The sequence below is a fragment of the Klebsiella pneumoniae subsp. pneumoniae HS11286 genome, assembly GCF_000240185.1.
GTDB classification, from domain to species: domain Bacteria; phylum Pseudomonadota; class Gammaproteobacteria; order Enterobacterales; family Enterobacteriaceae; genus Klebsiella; species Klebsiella pneumoniae.
Window position 1 is genome coordinate 3,643,948 of the sequence record NC_016845.1, and the last position, 17,765, is coordinate 3,661,712.

Annotated in this window: 16 protein-coding genes; 5 read left to right on the plus strand and 11 right to left on the minus strand. The window is 60.2% G+C overall.

Annotated features, from left to right (window positions below; translation table 11 throughout):
- Positions 1–112: 112 nt before the first annotated feature.
- Positions 113–226, plus strand: a complete 114-nt coding sequence (locus KPHS_36270) for a protein YohO (protein ID YP_005227927.1) — start codon at positions 113–115, stop codon at positions 224–226.
- On the opposite strand, the gene KPHS_36280 is transcribed toward KPHS_36270, so the two are convergent.
- The 5 genes from KPHS_36280 to KPHS_36320 form a co-directional block, all read right to left on the minus strand.
- The gene (locus tag KPHS_36280; RefSeq protein ID YP_005227928.1) at positions 201–938 is read right to left on the minus strand and encodes a putative ABC-type proline/glycine betaine transport system inner membrane component; all 738 of its coding nucleotides are present in this window, start codon (positions 936–938) and stop codon (positions 201–203) included. The two genes, KPHS_36270 and KPHS_36280, sit on opposite strands and share 26 nt — an antisense overlap.
- Positions 922–1,869, minus strand: coding sequence for an ATPase (locus tag KPHS_36290; RefSeq protein YP_005227929.1), 948 nt, complete (start codon positions 1,867–1,869; stop codon positions 922–924). Before KPHS_36290 ends, KPHS_36280 begins: the two co-directional genes overlap by 17 nt.
- Positions 1,862–3,019: a putative ABC-type proline/glycine betaine transport system permease component gene (locus tag KPHS_36300; RefSeq protein YP_005227930.1), complete on the minus strand. Its 1,158-nt coding sequence runs from the start codon at positions 3,017–3,019 to the stop codon at positions 1,862–1,864. The genes KPHS_36290 and KPHS_36300 overlap by 8 nt, the downstream gene beginning before the upstream one ends.
- A gap of 7 nt (positions 3,020–3,026) precedes the next feature.
- Positions 3,027–3,944, minus strand: coding sequence for a glycine betaine/choline ABC transporter membrane protein (locus KPHS_36310; RefSeq protein YP_005227931.1), 918 nt, complete (start codon positions 3,942–3,944; stop codon positions 3,027–3,029).
- Between the two features lie 136 nt (positions 3,945–4,080).
- Complete coding sequence (locus KPHS_36320; RefSeq protein ID YP_005227932.1) at positions 4,081–6,348, minus strand: beta-D-glucoside glucohydrolase, periplasmic; 2,268 nt, start codon at positions 6,346–6,348, stop codon at positions 4,081–4,083.
- Positions 6,349–6,572: 224 nt separating this feature from the next.
- On the opposite strand from KPHS_36320, the gene KPHS_36330 reads away from it, so the two are divergent.
- Entirely contained in the window at positions 6,573–8,318 is a 1,746-nt protein-coding gene (locus KPHS_36330) for a D-lactate dehydrogenase (protein ID YP_005227933.1), read from the plus strand.
- Between the two features lie 85 nt (positions 8,319–8,403).
- The gene (locus KPHS_36340; RefSeq protein YP_005227934.1) at positions 8,404–8,958 is read left to right on the plus strand and encodes an acetyltransferase; all 555 of its coding nucleotides are present in this window, start codon (positions 8,404–8,406) and stop codon (positions 8,956–8,958) included.
- Positions 8,959–9,180: 222 nt separating this feature from the next.
- Here KPHS_36340 and KPHS_36350 read toward each other — a convergent pair whose 3' ends face one another.
- Together KPHS_36350 and KPHS_36360 are read right to left on the minus strand one after the other, a co-directional pair.
- On the minus strand, positions 9,181–10,131 hold the full coding sequence (locus tag KPHS_36350) for a D-alanyl-D-alanine endopeptidase (protein ID YP_005227935.1): 951 nt from the start codon (positions 10,129–10,131) through the stop codon (positions 9,181–9,183).
- A 188-nt stretch (positions 10,132–10,319) separates the two neighbouring features.
- Complete coding sequence (locus KPHS_36360) at positions 10,320–10,907, minus strand: YIP1 family protein (protein ID YP_005227936.1); 588 nt, start codon at positions 10,905–10,907, stop codon at positions 10,320–10,322.
- 154 nt (positions 10,908–11,061) lie between these two features.
- Between KPHS_36360 and KPHS_36370 the strand changes: the two genes are divergently transcribed.
- On the plus strand, positions 11,062–11,631 hold the full coding sequence (locus KPHS_36370) for a DedA family protein (protein YP_005227937.1): 570 nt from the start codon (positions 11,062–11,064) through the stop codon (positions 11,629–11,631).
- Between the two features lie 33 nt (positions 11,632–11,664).
- Here KPHS_36370 and KPHS_36380 read toward each other — a convergent pair whose 3' ends face one another.
- Positions 11,665–13,104: a multidrug resistance outer membrane protein MdtQ gene (locus tag KPHS_36380; protein YP_005227938.1), complete on the minus strand. Its 1,440-nt coding sequence runs from the start codon at positions 13,102–13,104 to the stop codon at positions 11,665–11,667.
- An 88-nt stretch (positions 13,105–13,192) separates the two neighbouring features.
- On the opposite strand from KPHS_36380, the gene KPHS_36390 reads away from it, so the two are divergent.
- The gene (locus KPHS_36390; protein ID YP_005227939.1) at positions 13,193–13,378 is read left to right on the plus strand and encodes a hypothetical protein; all 186 of its coding nucleotides are present in this window, start codon (positions 13,193–13,195) and stop codon (positions 13,376–13,378) included.
- On the opposite strand, the gene KPHS_36400 is transcribed toward KPHS_36390, so the two are convergent.
- From KPHS_36400 to KPHS_36420, 3 genes are read right to left on the minus strand one after another with little or no spacing between them, the layout of a single operon-like run.
- The gene (locus tag KPHS_36400; RefSeq protein ID YP_005227940.1) at positions 13,375–14,769 is read right to left on the minus strand and encodes a putative phospho-beta-glucosidase; all 1,395 of its coding nucleotides are present in this window, start codon (positions 14,767–14,769) and stop codon (positions 13,375–13,377) included. The two genes, KPHS_36390 and KPHS_36400, sit on opposite strands and share 4 nt — an antisense overlap.
- A 15-nt stretch (positions 14,770–14,784) precedes the next feature.
- Positions 14,785–16,758, minus strand: a complete 1,974-nt coding sequence (locus KPHS_36410; RefSeq protein YP_005227941.1) for a PTS system transporter — start codon at positions 16,756–16,758, stop codon at positions 14,785–14,787.
- Between the two features lie 30 nt (positions 16,759–16,788).
- Positions 16,789–17,700, minus strand: a complete 912-nt coding sequence (locus KPHS_36420; protein YP_005227942.1) for a putative transcriptional antiterminator — start codon at positions 17,698–17,700, stop codon at positions 16,789–16,791.
- Positions 17,701–17,765: the final 65 nt, after the last annotated feature.

Here is a 17,765-nt window from a genome sequence, read left to right on the forward strand (position 1 = left end):
CGTTGCGCAGCAAACGCGGCAAAACCCCGGCGCGGCGCGCTAACCGCAATTAATGTTTCATTAACACCTGCGCTTCACCGTATAATCCCCCTGTTAACATCAGGAGCCTATTATGAAGCCAGCGAAAATCGCGGTCGTCACCCTCTTCTTACTTATGGCCATCGGCGGGATCAGCGGCGTAATGCTGGCCGGCTATTCCTTTATTGTGCGTGGCGGTGTCGGCTGATCCAGCGGGTCAGACGCTCAAACGCGCGGTCGACGATAATCGCCGCCAGCGCCACCAGCAGCGCCCCCTGTACAATATAGGCGGTATTAAAGCCGCTCAGGCCGATGATGATCGGCGTCCCGAGCGTACTGGCCCCCACCGTCGAGGCAATGGTCGCGGTACCAATATTGACGATGACCGAGGTGCGGATCCCCGCCAGGATCACCGGGGCCGCCAGCGGAAGCTCCACCTTATACAGACGCTGCCAGCCGGTCATTCCCATCCCTTCAGCCACGCCTGACACCCCAGGCGGTATCGAACCCAGCCCGGCCAGTGTCCCCTGCAGCACCGGCAGTATGCCATACAACGCGAGGGCTATCAGCGCCGGCAGCCAGCCAAAGCCCAGCACCGGCACCGCCATCGCCAGCACCGCCACCGGCGGAAAGGTCTGCCCGATAGCGGCGATGGTCTCCACCAGCGGACGAAACGCGCCGCCGGCGGGCCGGGTGACCGCCACCCCAGCCCCCAGCCCGATTGCCGTTGCCGCGAGGCTGGACGCCACCACCAGCCAGCCGTGATCGAGAGTGAGCGCCCAGAAGCTCTCCTGCTGGTAGACCGGCCGCGGCAGCTCCGGGAACAGCCGACTGAACAGCGGCGCGCTGTAGGGCAGCCCTGCCAGCAGGCCGATAAACAGCGCGATAAGCCACCACAGCGGCTCACGAAGCGCCTTCATGGCTCATCTCCTGACGCAGCAGATCGGCAAAATGCAGCGTACCGCAGGGCCTGCCTTCGGCATCGACCACCGGCAGCGTCTCGCAGCGCCGGGCGACAAACTGCGACAGCGCTTCCCGCAGGGTCATGGTGACGGTCAGCCCCTCGCCCGCCAGCCGTTCGTCGGGACGCAAATAGTCCCCTACCTCGCGCAGCGACAGCAGGCGCACGCCCAGCTCGCTGCGGCCAAAAAAGGTCTGTACAAAGCTATTTTTCGGTCGCAGGAGCATCTCCAGCGGCGCCCCCTGCTGGACCACCTCGCCCCCGTCCATCAGCACCAGGTGGTCCGCCAGACGCAGCGCTTCGTCAATATCATGGGTCACCAGCACAATCGTCCGTCCCAGCAGACGGTGGATGCGCAGCATCTCCTGCTGCAGCGCCTCGCGGGTCACCGGGTCGAGGGCGCCGAAGGGCTCATCCATCAACAGCACCTCCGGATCTGCCGCCAGCGCCCGCGCCACCCCCACCCGCTGCTGCTGGCCGCCGGAGAGCTGATGCGGGTAACGGTCGCGCAGCGTCGCCTCCAGCCCCAGCAGCGCCATCAGCTCGTCGATCCGGTCGGCGATCCTTGCCCGCGGCCATCTTTGCAGCTGCGGCACGGTGGCGATATTCTGCGCCACCGTCCAGTGGGGAAACAGGCCGATGGACTGGATGGCATAGCCCATCCGCCGCCGCAGGGTCAGGACCGGCTGCTGGCGAATGTCCTCGCCGGCAAAGCGAATGGTGCCCCGGTCCGGCTCCAGCAGACGGTTGATCATCTTCAGCGTCGTCGACTTGCCCGAGCCGGAAGTCCCCACCAGCACCGAGAAAGCGCCTTCGCGCAGCTCCAGGGTCAGGTCCTTCACCGCCGGGTGGCCGGCAAACACTTTGCTGACCCCTTGAAATTCAATCATTGGCCTCTCCTTTTAGCCAGGCGCCCCACAGGGCGAACAGGGCATCCACCACCACCGCCAGGGCAATGGTCGGCACCACGCCCAGCAGCACCAGATCCAGCGCACTGCTCAGCAGCCCCTGAAAAACCAGCGCGCCAAAGCCGCCGGCGCCGATCAGCGCGGCCACTACCGCCATGCCGACGGTTTGCACGCTGACCACCCGCAGGCTGCGCAGCAGTACCGGCATCGCCAGCGGAAGCTGCACCTGACGAAAGCGCTGCCCGGCGCTCATGCCCATTGCCGTCGCGCTTTCCAGGGCATCCTGCGGCACCTGCTGCAGGCCGGTCACCACCCCGCGCACCAGCGGCAGCAGCGCATAGAGAGTGAGAGCGATCAGGGCTGGCGCCACGCCGGTCCCGGAGACGCCCAGCTCGCCCAGCGTCGGGAAATAACGCGCCAGACCGGCAAGCGGCGCAATCAGCAGGCCAAAAAGCGCTACCGACGGAATAGTCTGGATCACATTGAGCGCGGTGAAAGCCGGCGCCTGCCAGCGCGGACGCCGCCACAGCCATACCCCCAGCGGCAGGCCAATCAGCAGGCCCGGCAGAAGGGTGCCGAACAGCAGAAGCAGATGCTGGCGCAGGGCGTCATCAAATACCTCCTGACGGTTGGCATACTCCTTCAGCAAGGAGAGCTGATCGAGCGCCCCGATAGCGAGCAGGATGATCGGCAACAGCCAGACTTGCGCATTGAGCAGCCAGCGCCAGAGCGGCCGGACGGTAAGATGACGGATGGCCTCGCTGGCCAGCAGCAGACAAAGCGCCAGCGACAGCCACAGGCCGCTGCCGGGCGAGGTGCGCGCCAGCGGCGAGCCGTGGCGGGAGAGCTCAAGCGCCGCCTGGCCGCTGCCCCAGATAAGCAGCGGGAAGAGCAGTTCGGCCAGCAGCAGGTGGAGAAGCGGCGCGGCCCTGCCTGGCAGCCAGCAAAGCAGCATCCCGGCAAGGGCCGCCGCCAGCTGAACGCCGGCGAGCCAGGGCATTACCTGCCACAGCCCGCGCCCTTCGCCGGAGAGTAAGCGATTCGGCGCGTAAGTAATAAACGGCAGCGCCAGCGTAACCAGCAGCAGACCTGTCAGCAGCAGGCCGACGCGATGAGTACAGCGAATGGTCACCGGTGGCTTACTTCAGCAGGCCTTTCTGCTGCAGATAATCTGCCGCCACGCGCTTCGCATCCTGGCCCTCCACCGCAATGCGGGCGTTCAGCTGCTGCAGCGTTTTTTCATCGAGGCTGGCGAAGACCGGCTGCAGCCAGTCGGCGATCTGCGGGTAGGCCTTGAGCACCGCCTCGCGCACCACCGGCGTCGGGGCATATATCGGCTGCACGCCCTGCGGGTCGCTCAGCGTCTGTAACCCCAGGGCCGCCACCGGGCCATCGGTGCCGTAGGCCATCGCCGCGTTAACGCCGGAGGTCTGTTGCGCCGCCGCTTTGATGGTCACCGCCGTATCGCCCCCGGCCAGCGACAGCAGCTGGTTCTGGTTGAGGTTGAAGCCATACGCTTTTTCAAACGCCGGCAGCGCGTCCGGGCGCTCAATAAATTCCGCCGAAGCCGCCAGCTTAAATTCGCCGCCCTGCTTCAGGTAGCGACTGAGGTCGGCCAGCGAGGTCAGCTTATTTTTCTCCGCCAGGTCCTGGCGCACGGCGATAGTCCAGGTGTTGTTGGCCGGCGCCGGGGTGAGCCATACCAGCTGATGTTTCTCCTGATCGAGGCGCTTCACCTTCTCATAGCCCTGTTGGGCATTCTTCCACGCCGGGTCGTTTTCATCTTTGAAGAAGAAGGCGCCATTGCCGGTATATTCCGGGTAGATATCCAGCTCGCCGGCGACAATCGCCCCGCGCACCACCGGCGTGGTGCCGAGCTGGATTTTATTAATCGTTTTTACGCCGTGGCTTTCCAGCACCTGCTGGATCATATTGCCCAGCAGCGCGCCTTCGGTATCAATTTTCGAGCCGACCTTCACCGGCTCCGCCGCCTGCAGCGGTAAACTTATCAGGGCGGCCAGCGCCAGCGCGCCGGACCATGTCGTTGCCATCTTCATCCCGCTTCCCTCAGTTCTTTTGCGCTTCGCTTACAGAAGCTTAAGAGAAAAGCGTAGCCCATTTGCCAGCGATGCGAAAAAGAAAAGGCCGATTAATCGGCCTTTAAAGCGTGACGTTGGACTTAAGAGCGATGCCTTACAGCAGCTCAAACTCGCTCTGCTTCACGCGGGCTGAGTCCACGCCGATAAAGACATTGAATTTGCCCGGCTCAGCAACGTATTTCATTTGCTGATTCCAGAACTTCAGCGCGTCGACGTCGATTGGGAAGCTAACGGTTTGCGTTTCGCCCGGTTTGAGGGTGACCTTTTTAAAGCCGCGCAGCATTTTCACCGGCCGGCTCATGGAGGCGGTGACGTCCTGCAGGTAGAGCTGGGTCACCGTCGCCCCTTCGCGATTGCCGGTGTTGGTCACCTGCACGCTGGCGGTCACGCTGCCATCGCGCGGCATGGTGGCCGACGACATGTTGACATCGGAGACGCTAAAGGTGGTGTAGCTCAGGCCGTAACCAAACGGATACAGCGGGCCATTGGCTTCATCGAAGTAACGCGAGGTGTACTTGTTCGGCTTCTCCGGATTATACGGCCGGCCGGTATTCAGGTGGCTGTAGTAGGTTGGGATCTGCCCCACCGAGCGCGGGAAAGACATCGGCAGCTTGCCCGACGGGTTGTAGACGCCAAACAGCACGTCGGCGATGGCGTGGCCGCCTTCGGTGCCAGCAAACCAGGTCTCCAGCAGCGCATCGGCTTGCTGATCCTCTTTCACCAGCGCCAGCGGACGCCCGTTCATCAGCACCAGCACCAGCGGTTTGCCGGTGGCTTTAAGAGCGGCAATCAGATTGCGCTGGCTCTGCGGCAGGGTGATATCGGTCCGGCTGGAGGCCTCATGCGCCATGCCCTGCGCCTCGCCCACCACGGCGACCACCACATCGGATTGCTTCGCCGCCGCGACCGCTTCGTCGATCATTTCCTGCGGCGAGCGTGGGTCAACCTGCACCGCGTTCTCATACAAATTGAGGAAATCGACAATGCCTTTGTCATCGGTAACGTTCGCCCCTTTGGCGTAAATCACTTTGCCGTTATCGCCCAGCGCTTCTTTGATGCCGGTCAGGACGGTCACCGACTGGTCGGCCACCCCGGCCGCGGACCAGCTGCCCATCATGTCGCGCTTGCTGTCCGCCAGCGCGCCCACCACCGCGATAGTGCCGGATTTTTTCAGCGGCAGCGTATCAAGACGGTTCTTCAGCAGCACCAGGCTCTCGCGAGCCACTTCGCGCGCCTCTTTACGATGCAGACGACTTTCCGCATTGGTGTCCTGCGGGTCAGAATCTTTCGGTCCCAGGTGGCTGTAGGGATCGTTGAACAGTCCCATATCATATTTCACGTTGAGCACGTGTCGGGTGGCATCATCCAGCTCGGCCATGGTCACCTTGCCGGACTTCACCAGCCCCGGCAGGTACTTACTGTAATACTCGTCGCTCATGCTCATGTTGATGCCGGACTTCAGCGCTACGCGCACCGCGTCTTCCGGGTCGGAGGCCACGCCGTGCTTAATCAACTCTTTGATGGCGCCGTGGTCGGAAACGGTGATGCCTTTAAAGCCCCACTGGTCGCGCAGGACGTCTTTCAGCAGCCAGGAATCAGAGGTCGCCGGGGTGCCGTTCAGCGAGTTCAGGGCTACCATCACCGCGCCGCTGCCGGCATCAAGCCCGGCTTTGTACGGCGGCATATAGTCGTTGAACAGGCGCTGCGGGCTCATGTCGACCGTGTTGTACTCTTTCCCGCCCTCTACCGCGCCGTAGGCGGCGAAATGCTTGACGCTGGTCATCACCGAATAGCGGTCCGCCGGGCTCTTGCCCTGCATCGACTCCACCATCGCCTGGCCCATCATCGTGGTCAGATAGGTGTCTTCCCCGAACCCTTCGGAAGCGCGTCCCCAGCGCGGGTCGCGGGAGACGTCGACCATCGGCGCCCAGGTCATGTTCAAGCCGTCATCGGCGGCTTCATAAGCTGACACGCGGCCCACGGTCTTCACCGCATCAAGGTTAAACGACGAGGCCAGGCCGAGGCTTATCGGAAACACGGTGCGCTGACCGTGCAGCACATCGTAGGCAAAGAACAGCGGGATCTTCAGGCGGCTAAGCTGCATCACCTGATCCTGCATCACACGGATATCCGGGCGGGTAACGGTGTTAAAAATCGCCCCCACCTGACCGTTCTTGATCATTTCACGGATCGCCTCTTTCGGGTTATCCGGGCCAACGCTTATCAGACGCAGCTGGCCGATTTTCTCGTCCACCGTCATTTTTTTCAGCAGGTCGGTGACAAAGGCATCCCGCGCCTGCGGGGTCAGGGGGTGGTTACCAAACAGTTCATCCGCCAGCGCGGGTTGCAGCGCCAGACTCACGGCGACGCCTACAGTGCAGAGCCATTTCATTGTTATCTCGCTTTATCTCAGACGGGGACTCGGTAAAACATAATAAAAACCGCAGTTTGCCATATATATAAACAACGCGCCCGCAGAATGCTAAGGTTCTTCTCTGATTTTTGCGAAACATTCATGCATCAAATTGTCATACAAAGCGCTATGCTTATCCTCGATATTTCGCGCACCACCACAAGGAGTGGAACATGTCATCTGCACCCACTGACACCCATAAAACGTTTCTGGCTGACCTGGCGCGCCTGGTTGGCCCTTCGCATCTGCTGACCGACCCGGCAAAAACCCAGCGCTACCGCAAAGGCTTCCGCTCCGGTCAGGGCGAGGCCCTGGCGGTTGTCTTTCCCGGTACCCTGCTGGAGCTCTGGCGCGTGCTCAACGCCTGCGTAGACGCCGATAAAATTATTCTGATGCAGGCGGCCAACACCGGCCTGACCGAAGGTTCGACCCCCAACGGCAATGATTACGATCGCGAGATCGTGATTATCAGCACCCTGCGCCTGGACAAACTGCATCTGCTGGACAAAGGCGAGCAGGTGCTGGCCTGGCCCGGCACCACCCTCTATTCGCTGGAAAAAGCGCTCAAACCGCTGGGACGCGAACCGCACTCGGTGATCGGTTCGTCATGCATCGGCGCATCGGTCATCGGCGGGATCTGCAACAACTCCGGCGGCTCGCTGGTGCAGCGCGGGCCGGCCTACACTGAGATGTCGCTGTTCGCGCAGATTGACGCCGACGGCAAGCTGAAGCTGGTCAATCATCTGGGCATCGATCTCGGCAGCACGCCGGAGCAGATCCTCAGCCGCCTCGATGACGAACGGATTAGCGATAGCGATGTGCTGCACGACGGCCGCCACGCCCACGATCACGACTATGTCACCCGCGTGCGCGATGTCGATGCCGACACCCCGGCGCGCTATAACGCCGACCCGGACCGCCTGTTCGAATCCTCCGGCTGCGCCGGCAAGCTGGCGGTTTTCGCCGTGCGTCTCGATACTTTCCCGGCGGAAAAGCGTCAGCAGGTGTTTTACATTGGCACCAACCAGCCGCAGGTATTGACCGAGATCCGCCGCCATATCCTCGCCGAGTTCCAGCATCTGCCGGTGGCGGGGGAATATATGCACCGCGATATTTACGATATCGCCGAGAAGTATGGCAAAGACACCTTCCTGATGATCGACAAGCTCGGCACCGACAAAATGCCGTTCTTCTTCACCATGAAGGGGCGCACCGACGCGATGCTGGAGAAAGTCTCGCTGTTTAAGCCGCACTTTACCGACCGCTTTATGCAGAAACTCGGCCACGTCTTTCCGGCGCATTTACCGGAGCGGATGAAAACCTGGCGTGATAAATATGAACATCATCTGCTGCTGAAGATGGCTGGCGACGGCATCGAAGAAGCGCAGCGTTGGTTGACGGAGTACTTCCAGCAGGCCGAGGGGGATTTCTTCGCCTGTACGCCGGAGGAAGGCAGCAAGGCGTTCCTCCATCGCTTTGCCGCCGCCGGCGCGGCGATCCGCTATCAGGCGGTGCATGCCGACGAAGTCGAAGATATTCTGGCGCTGGATATCGCCCTGCGCCGTAACGATACCGAGTGGTTCGAACATCTGCCGCCCGAAATCGACAGCCAGCTGGTGCATAAGCTCTACTATGGCCACTTTATGTGCCATGTGTTCCATCAGGATTACATCGTCAGGAAAGGGGTCGACGCCCACGCGCTGAAGGAAAAAATGCTGGAGTTACTGAAAGCGCGCGGCGCCCAGTACCCGGCGGAGCATAACGTGGGTCATCTGTATGAGGCCCCGGAGAGCCTGCAGCAGTTCTATCGCCAGAACGATCCCACCAACAGCATGAACCCGGGGATTGGTAAAACCAGCAAGCAGAAATACTGGGGTGAAGCGGCCCCGACGCCAGCCTCTCCGGCGGATCCGCAATAATCGACGGCAGGACTATTCAGCCTGGCGCTTCTGTATTACGCTGCACGCCGGAGAATGTTTCTCCGGCAGATTCAGGAGCGCCGCCATGCCCGCAGAGGCCCCGTTACTCGACAGTGATTTAGAAATTCGCGAAGCGCTGCCCGACGATGCGCACGCCATCGCCGCGCTGTATGTCTGGCACGTGCTTAATGGCCGCGCCTCCTTCGAAGAGATCCCCCCCACCGTTGACGAAATGCGTAAACGGATCCAGACCGTGCGCGACAACGGGCTGCCGTGGCTGGTAGCGCTGTGGCGCGGGGCTATCGTCGGCTACTGCTATGCCACCTTCTATCGCCCGCGTCCGGCCTATCGCTACACCCTCGAGGAATCGATATACGTGGAATCCGGAATGGGCGGACGCGGCATCGGCAGCGCGCTGCTGTCCAGGCTAATCGCTGAGTGCGAGAAAGGCCCGTGGCGGCAGATGCTGGCGATCATCGGCGATGGCCATAACAATGCCGGCTCGCTGGCGATCCATAAAAAGTTCGGCTTTACCGTGGCGGGTCAGCTGCGCAGCGTCGGCTACAAGATGGGCGACTGGCGGGATACGTTGATTATGCAGCGCGCGCTGGGTGACGGCGACTGGACGCTACCGGAGTGATATCCGGCGCCAAATCCCCGGCTCGCGGCGTAAACGCCTTAGCCGGGCTACCGTTCAGCGCGGTTACGGAGAGGCGTCAGCCGCCATCCTGCACAAACACCGGCACTCGGCCTGATTGCCCGGCGGCGCTGCGCTTGCCGGGCCTACGAAAGGGGCGAACCCGGCGCCAAATCACGTAGCCCGGATAAGGCGCAATGCGCCGCCATCCGGGAGACATGCAGATTAATCGTTCTGCGCGGTCTGCGCGCCGCCTTTCAGCATCGCCTCCGCCATCTGCGCTTCGCGCTGCTTTTTATAGCTCAGCGCCGAGGCGGGTACCGGCATCACCTTCCCGGTTTCAATCCAGGTCCGCAAGCGGCTGGCGTCAGCGAAGTGGGTATATTTGCCGAAGGCATCCATCACCACCAGCGCCACCGGACGTTGGTTAATCACCGTGCGCATAATCAGGCAGTGGCCGGCAGCGTTGGTGAAGCCGGTTTTGGTCAGCTGAATGTTCCAGTTATCGCGATACACCAGATGGTTGGTGTTGCGGAACGGCAGGCTGTAGGCCGGATGGGCGAAGGTGGCGGTCTCTTCTTTGGTGGTGCTCAGCTGGCCGATCAGCGGATACTGCTCGCTGGCGATCAGCAGTTTGGTCAGATCGCGGGCGGTGGAGACGTTATGCACCGACAGGCCGGTGGGCTCCACGTAGCGGGTATGGGTCATGCCCAGCGCCTGGGCTTTGGCGTTCATCGCGCGAATAAAAGCGTCGTAGCCGCCCGGATAGTGATGCGCCAGGCTGGCGGCCGCGCGGTTCTCGGAAGACATCAGCGCCAGCAGCAGCATATCGCGGCGACTAATCTGGCTGTTGAGGCGCACGCGGGAGTAGATCCCCTTCATTTCCGGCGTATGGCTGATATCCACCGTCAGCATCTCATCCAGCGGCAGATGGGCATCGAGCACCACCATGGCGGTCATCACTTTGGTGATCGACGCCATCGGGCGCACCAGATCCGGCTGGCTGGCATAAATGATTTTTTTCGTGGCCAGATCGACGATCATGGCGCTGCCGGAGGCAATTTCCGGCTGCGAGGCGGTCACCGCCGTCGGGGTTTTTGCTAACGCCTGGGGCGCAAAAGGCACAGCCAGCAGCAAGGTCAGGCTGAGCAAAGAGACTCGAAATTTCGGCATCATGGGCATTCTGAAAAGTATTTTTGCACGTTATGGAACGTACGCCGCGAGGTTAAGTGGGCAACTTCGCTGGCAAACGCCATCATACCGCGCCGTAAGGCCCTGTGCCTAATAAGAATCGTGAAGAAATGCTGCATTGCCGACATAAAATACATATTTGCCGGCAATGCATATTTACCCGTGTCGCCCGATCAGAAGAGTCGGTAGCCATACCCCCAGAGCACCACGGTGATGGCCAGCAGCACTTCCAGCACCAGTACCCCAATAGCTAGCGTCGAGCTGGCAAAGCTTAACCCCTCTTCCCGATTAATGCTCAGGAAGGTCGGAATGCCGAGATACAGCAGATACCCGGTATAGAACAGCGCAATAGTACCGACCAGCGCGCACAGCCAGACCAGCGGATAGAGCGCCACAATCCCGCTCAGAAACAGCGGGGTGGCGACGTAGCCGGCAAACACCATGCAGCGTTTCAGGGAAGGCTGCTGCGGATACTGCCTCGCCATCCACCAGATGACCCGCCCCATGATCGCCACCCCGGCGAGCATCACGGCGTAAAACAGCACCGCCAGCGCCAGTCCGGTCAGCATCGACAGTTTAATCACGGTGCCATCGCCGAAGTTCCAGCCCAGCTGCGTGGTGCCGATAAAGGCGCAGATTACCGGAACCGCCGCCATCAGCAGCACATGATGCGTATAGTGATGAGAAATGGTTTCATTCTCGCTCTTAATCACGCTCATTTCCCGGTTGGGATGAGCGAAGAGCCCCCAGACATGGTTCATAGCGTCCCCCTTGTCACGGCTTCGTACTGCACTGATCCAAGTATAATTCACCCTGTAGATTATTTTATGTACAGCACAGAAAATTCTGCGTCGCCGCGTTTTGGTCAGCAGGGTGTATGATTAAGAGGTGATGAGGTAAGGAGAAAAGCTTTTTATGGATATCAATCACCTGATTTCCCAGTATGGCTACGCGGCGCTGATCGTCGGCAGCATGGCGGAAGGTGAGACCATTACCCTGCTGGGCGGCGTCGCGGCGCATCAGGGGCTACTGAAATTTCCCCTGGTGGTGATCGCCGTCGCCCTCGGCGGGATGATTGGCGATCAGCTGCTCTATCTGGTCGGTCGCCGCTTCGGGGGACGCATCCTGCGCCGTTTCGCCAGTCAGAAAGCGCGGATCCGTAAAGCGCAGCGTATGATCCAGCACCGGCCGTGGCTGTTTGTCATCGGCACCCGCTTTATGTATGGCTTCCGGGTAATCGGCCCCCTGCTGATCGGCGCCAGCCGCCTGCCGCCGCGCATTTTCCTGCCGCTGAATATTGTCGGAGCGCTGGTGTGGGCCCTGCTGTTTACCACCATTGGCTATCTCGGCGGCGAGGTGGTTGGCCCTTGGCTGCACCATCTGGACGCCCATCTGAAGCACTGGATCTGGCTGATCCTCGCGGTGGTGGTGGTGGTGGCCGCCCACTGGTGGCTCAGGCGGCGCGAGAGTAAGAAGAAAGACTAAGCGGCGCGCCCGCGGGCGCACCGTGGTTGGCGGTTACTTCACCGTCTGGTGGTAGCCGCCGCCGAGGGCCGAGGTCAGTTGAATGCTAGCGTCAATCCACTGGCCGTGCAGGCGCAATGCGGTGATCCGTTCCTGCAGCGCCGGGAGCTTCGCCATACTGACTCTGGAGCCAGGTAAGATCCCCGCCGCCATTCGGGCCTGCGCCAGATCTACTACCCGCTGAGCGTCTTTTTCAACCTGCTGCTGCTGCTGGCTTTTGGCCATTAATGTTTCGACCTGGCTGGCGGTTTTCGCCACCTGGTTAACGGCATCCACCACCGCTTTGTTGTACTGGGCGATCGACAGGCTATTCTGCGCGCTGGCGATATCCAGGTTGGCGTTAAGGCGGCCGCTGTCAAAGATCGGCAGCGTCAACCCGGCAGTAACGCCCATCTGCTGCGCCGAATGGCGGAAAAGATCGCTTAAGTGCAGGGCATCCTGCTGCAGGAACGCCATCAGATTGATGTCCGGATAAAACGCCGCTTTCGCCGCGTCCACTTCGCTCAGGGACGCCTCAATATACCAGTGGGCGACCTGCAGATCCGGGCGGCGCGCCAGCAGCTCATAGCCGAGGGTATCTGGCAGCTGCGCGCTGACCGTTGGCAGGCTGGCGGGTTTGAGGTTTAGCGACTGGCTCTGGCTGTTGGTCAGGGCCATCAGCCGCGCTTCAATCTCTTTCATCGTGCCCGTCACGTCCGCCAGCTGCTGGTCGGTTTTGCTGACGTTAATATCGTTCTCCGCCCCTTCGGCGGAGTTAGTGATCCCGCGCTGATACAGGGCCTTGTCGACCGTCACGATATTATTTTGCTCGTTTTTCACCTGCTGCAGCACCGCTTTGATCGCCGCTTCCGTCTGCCACTGCCAGTACAGACGCGCCACGCTGCCGGAGAGCAGCTCACGGGTCTGGGCCTGTTCAGCAACCTGGGCTTTCAGCTCGCCGATACGCGCTTTCACCAGCGCACGGTTTTTTCCCCACAGATCGAGATCCCAACCGGCGGTCAGGCCAAAGGTACCGTTGGTGTACCACGGGCCGGTATTGCCGTCGGTGTCGGTAGCAAACGGTCCCATCAGGCCTTCGGCCGACATGCGCTGGCGTTCAATATCGGCGGAGAAATCCATCTCCGGGCCAAGATTCGCCTGCGACATTCGCGCCTGCGCTTCGGCAAGCCTGATGCGCTGTTCGGCAATCTGCATATCCGGCGCGTTGGCCAACGCTCGCTGAATCAGATTATTAAGCTGTGGGTCATGGTAATCTTTCCACCAGTCAGTCTGCGGCCAGCCATTTTTCACGGCGGCAGGGAGATCCATGGAAACATGGGAGGCCGGAATTTGCTGCTGCGGCGGATTAGCAACCTCATGAGATGGCGCGCAGCCAGCCAGCGCGATGGCCAGGGGCAATGCCGCCAGCACGCTTTTATTTAATATCAATTTCATTGGACAGGTCAGATAACTTAATCAGGTTGGTTATCATAAGTTAATTGAATTAAACGCGTTTAGTAAAGCGTGTGACTAAATTATTAGTTTGCTAAAAATAAACAACCTTATCAATTCAAGGGATGAATATAAGCCGGCATCTTTTAACGAGCCGCACCTCTTTTCCACCCTGCCCGCTCTGGATGAAGAGAAAGAACCTCTGATGACCTTTTTACTGCACGCGCGTAAACCGGCTAATCTCCCGCCCGGCGATGGCCGGGCGGGCATCCTTTAGGCTTTCAGGCTGGCGCCGCGGCTGGCAATCACCTCTTTATACCAGCCAAAGCTCTTCTTCTTACTGCGCGCCAGGGTGCCGGTACCGTCATCATGGCGGTCGACATAGATAAAGCCGTAGCGCTTCGACAGCTCCGCCTTTGAGGCGCTCACCAGGTCAATCGGTCCCCAGCTGGTAAAGCCCATCAGCTCAACGCCATCGTCAATGGCTTCCCGCGCCTGCACCAGGTGGTCGTTCAGGTAACTGATGCGGTAGTCATCGTTAATGCTGCCGTCGGCTTCCACCTTATCTTTGGCGCCCAGACCGTTTTCCACGATAAACAGCGGCTTCTGGTAGCGATCCCACAGCACGTTCAGCAGCGTGCGCAGGCCCAGCGGGTCTATCTGCCAGCCCCACTCCGAGCTCGCCAGGTGCGGGTTCGGCACCATGCTGAGAATATTGCCGCGCGCCTGCTGGTTCAGCGCCTCGTCGGCGGTGACGCAGCCGGTCATGTAGTAGCTGAAGGAGATAAAGTCGACGGTGGTTTTTAGCGCTTCACGATCGGCGTCGGTGATGTTGAGCGTGATGCCGTTGTCACGGAAATAGCGCTGCATATAACCCGGGTACGCGCCGCGCGCCTGTACGTCGCCGAAGAACTGCCAGCTGCGGTTCTCCTGCAGCGTCTCAAACACATCCTCCGGTTTGCAGCTCAGGGGATACATCAGCCCGCCGAGCAGCATATTGCCGATTTTGCCCTCAGGCACCAGCTCATGACAGGCTTTGACCGCCAGCGCGCTGGCCACCAGCTGGTGGTGAATCGCCTGATACACCTCGCCTTTGCTGCTGCCGGCCGGCAGGCCGACCCCGGTCATCGGGGCATGTAGCGACATATTGATTTCGTTAAAGGTCAGCCACAGTTTGACCTTATTTTTATAGCGGCTGAACACCGTCCGGGCGTAGCGCTCAAAGAAGCCAATCACCTCCCGGCTGCCCCAGCCGCCGTAGTTTTTTACCAGCGCCCATGGCATTTCATAATGCGACAGCGTCACCAGCGGGGTGATGTTGTGCTTCGCCATCTCGTCGAACAGCTTGTCGTAGAACGCGAGGCCGGCTTCGTTCGGCTCGGCGTCGTCGCCGTTGGGGTAGATGCGGGTCCAGGCGATAGAGACTCGCAGGCAGTTAAAACCCATCTCGGCAAACAGGGCGATATCTTCCGGATAGCGATGGTAAAAATCGATCGCCACATCCTTAATCCCGTTGTCGCCGGGTACACGCTCGACCACTTCGCCGAACACCCCGTGCGGCTGTACATCGGAGGTGGATAAGCCTTTGCCATCTTCCAGATAAGCACCTTCCACCTGATTGGCCGCGGTCGCGCCGCCCCATAAAAAATCCGTCGGGAATGTTTTCATCTTTTTCTCCTGTGATTAATGGCTGACTGACAACAGCGGCTGACCGGCTTCGACGGTGCTGGACGCCACCGTATCAATCTCCCGGTAGTCGTCGCTGTTGCTGATAATGATCGGGGTCGCCAGGTCGTAGCCGGCGTCCAGAATCGCCTGGCGATCAAACTCAATCAGCAGATCGCCGGCCTGTACCCTGTCGCCCTCTTTCACATGCGCGGTAAAGGGCACGCCGTCGAGTTTGACCGTGTCGATGCCGACGTGGATCAGCAGCTCAATGCCGCTGTCGCTTTGCAGGCCGATGGCGTGTTTAGTCTGAAACAGGGAGGCCACTTCGCCCGGGAACGGGGCAATCACTTGGCCCACCGCCGGGATAATGGCGACCCCTTTACCCAGCAGGCCGCTGGCGAAGGTGCTATCCGGCACCTGCTCGAGGGCGATAACGCTGCCGCTCATCGGCGCCAGAATATCGTTTGCCGAGGCCGGGGCTACCGTCACGGCGCCTGGTGCGGCGCTGGCGCGCGGCAGGCCGGCGAAGAAGGTCAGCACGCAGGCGAGCACGAAAGCCACGCCGGTGCCGATAAGCCCGCCCCAGACGCTGGCGTCAATCCCGCCGGGCGGGATCATTTGCGCCGGGAAAAAGATGTTTGGCAGGCCAAACGAGTAGGCATAACTGTTGCTAAAGGCAGTGATCGCCCCGCCAATCGCTCCGGCGATACAGCCGAAGATAAACGGACGGCGCAGCGGCAGAGTCAGGCCATAGATAGCCGGCTCGGTGATGCCGAACAGCCCGGCGGAGAAGGCGGAACCGGCCAGCACCCGCTGACGCGCATCGCGGGTGGCGAGGAAAATACCGAGCACGGCGCCCACCTGGGCAATCACCGCCGGGAGGATAATAGGCAGCATGGAGTCGTGACCAAGCACCGTCATGTTATTGATCATCAATGGCACCAGCCCCCAGTGCAGGCCGAAAATAACGCACACCTGCCACATGGCGCCCAGTACCGCGCCCGCCAGCCATGGCGCAAACGCATAAATGAACTGGTAGCCGTTGGCCAGCAGATGGCTCAGCCAGGTGGCGACCGGGCCAATCACCAGGAAGGTGAGCGGGACCACCACCGCCAGGCAGATGGCCGGGCTGAAGAAGTTTTTCATCGATGACGGCAACAGCGCGTTGCTCTTGCGCTCCAGCCAGCAGCAGACCCATGAGGCGAGAATAATCGGGATCACTGACGAGCTGTAGTTGATAAAGGTCACCGGAATGCCGAGAAAGTGCTCCACCGCCGCGCCCGGCGCCTGGCTGGCTTCAAAGGCCTGAATCATCAGCGGGTGGGTTAACGCCCCGCCAATCACCATCGAGATAAACGGGTTGCCGCCAAACTTCTTCCCGGCGGTATAGCCAAGAAACAGCGGGAAGAAAAAGAACAGCGCGTCGCTGGCGGCAAACCAGATTTTATAAGTCCCCTGCTCCGGCGTAAGCCAGCCGCAGGTCACCGCCAGCGCCAGCAGGCCTTTCAGCAGACCGGTTGCCGCCATCACGCCGATAAACGGTGTAAAAATGCCGGAGATGATGTCGATAAGCTGGCTTAACACCGATCCTTTGGCCGCTTTTTCCTCGGCAACCGGTTCGCTGTCATCGCTTAGCCCCGCCTCCTGGCGCACCGCCAGCCAGACGTCGTGAACGTGGTTGCCAATCACCACCTGAAACTGGCCGCCGCTCTCCACCACCATAATCACGCCCGGATTGGCTTTCAGCCCTTCGGCATCGGCTTTGCCGTTATCCTTCAGTTTAAAACGCAGACGTGTCGCACAGTGAACCAGACTCACAATGTTCTCTTTGCCGCCGACGCGGTTGAGAATATCCTGCGCGAGTGCTTTATATTCCATGCTCTTTTCCTTACTGCCGCTGCCCGCAGACAACCGGCGACTGAGTAGTAAAAAATAAAAAACCCGAGAACCACGCCGGTGGGCGTCGCGCTCAGGTTTTGCCTGCATCATGCAGTAACAATCCAGTTTTGTTGGGGAGAATTAACGCCCCTCTTTTCTTACCCGTTCGATATGAATGGCAAGAAACATAATTTCTTCGGTGGTCAGCGACCGCTGATACTGCTTTTGCAGATGCGTCGCCACCGTTTCCGCACACTTCCACGCTTTGGCGTAGTTATCTTTCACCGCGCTGTGCAGCGAGACGTCGTCATCTTCCACCACCGTGCGCGTCAGCATCCGCTGGGCGAAAAACTTCAGGTGGGTGACGAAACGCTGATAGCTCAGCGACTCTTCATCGTAGTTAAGCTGCAGCTGATACTTCACCAGCTGCAGGATCTCCTGCATCACCCGGGTCACGTGCATGACCTCCGGCATTTCGCTGTTGAGCTGCGCCGTCACCAGATGCAGGGCGATAAATCCGGCTTCGTCCTCCGCCAACTCCACGCCGAGCCTTTTGGCAATGATGGCCCTTGCCTCCTGGCCCAGCGCGAACTCCTTCGGATACAGCCGCTTAATCTCCCACAGCAGCACGTTACGCAGTGCGATGCCCTTTTTCTGCCGCTCGATAGCAAAATGACAGTGATCCGTTAACGTGATGTACAAACTTTCCTGTAACTTGCCCAGCCGTCCGCGTGCCAGGTCGATAATGCGATCGCAGGTGGTCATCACTTCTAACGGTATTTGACTGAGCAGCTCGCCTAAGCGGCCGACCAGCTCATCGCTTTGTAAGGCGAAAACTTTTTCAATTTTACTGTCGTCCAGCACGTCGCCCGGGCGTTTCTGAAAGGCCAGCCCTCGCCCCATCACCACCTGTTCGCGCCGGTGCTCGTCGAGAACCACCACCACATTGTTATTGAGTACTTTGGCGATTTGCATATAGACCCCAGAAACAAAAAAACCTGACCCCCGACGAAACGCCAGGTGATCAGGTTTTGCCTGCCGCAGCAGTTGCAATCCAACACCCGCACTGTAACAACTTCTGCTGCGCGCTCAACCTGACAAGTGAAAAAACGTGATTA

Coding starts and splice junctions, on each gene's coding strand:
- KPHS_36270 (YP_005227927.1), top strand. CDS start 113: ATGAAGCCAGCGAAAATCGCGGTCGTCACCCTCTTCTTACTTATGGCC.
- KPHS_36280 (YP_005227928.1), bottom strand. CDS start 938: ATGAAGGCGCTTCGTGAGCCGCTGTGGTGGCTTATCGCGCTGTTTATC.
- KPHS_36290 (YP_005227929.1), bottom strand. CDS start 1,869: ATGATTGAATTTCAAGGGGTCAGCAAAGTGTTTGCCGGCCACCCGGCG.
- KPHS_36310 (YP_005227931.1), bottom strand. CDS start 3,944: ATGAAGATGGCAACGACATGGTCCGGCGCGCTGGCGCTGGCCGCCCTG.
- KPHS_36330 (YP_005227933.1), top strand. CDS start 6,573: ATGTCATCTGCACCCACTGACACCCATAAAACGTTTCTGGCTGACCTG.
- KPHS_36340 (YP_005227934.1), top strand. CDS start 8,404: ATGCCCGCAGAGGCCCCGTTACTCGACAGTGATTTAGAAATTCGCGAA.
- KPHS_36350 (YP_005227935.1), bottom strand. CDS start 10,131: ATGATGCCGAAATTTCGAGTCTCTTTGCTCAGCCTGACCTTGCTGCTG.
- KPHS_36360 (YP_005227936.1), bottom strand. CDS start 10,907: ATGAACCATGTCTGGGGGCTCTTCGCTCATCCCAACCGGGAAATGAGC.
- KPHS_36370 (YP_005227937.1), top strand. CDS start 11,062: ATGGATATCAATCACCTGATTTCCCAGTATGGCTACGCGGCGCTGATC.
- KPHS_36380 (YP_005227938.1), bottom strand. CDS start 13,104: ATGAAATTGATATTAAATAAAAGCGTGCTGGCGGCATTGCCCCTGGCC.
- KPHS_36400 (YP_005227940.1), bottom strand. CDS start 14,769: ATGAAAACATTCCCGACGGATTTTTTATGGGGCGGCGCGACCGCGGCC.
- KPHS_36410 (YP_005227941.1), bottom strand. CDS start 16,758: ATGATGCAGGCAAAACCTGAGCGCGACGCCCACCGGCGTGGTTCTCGG.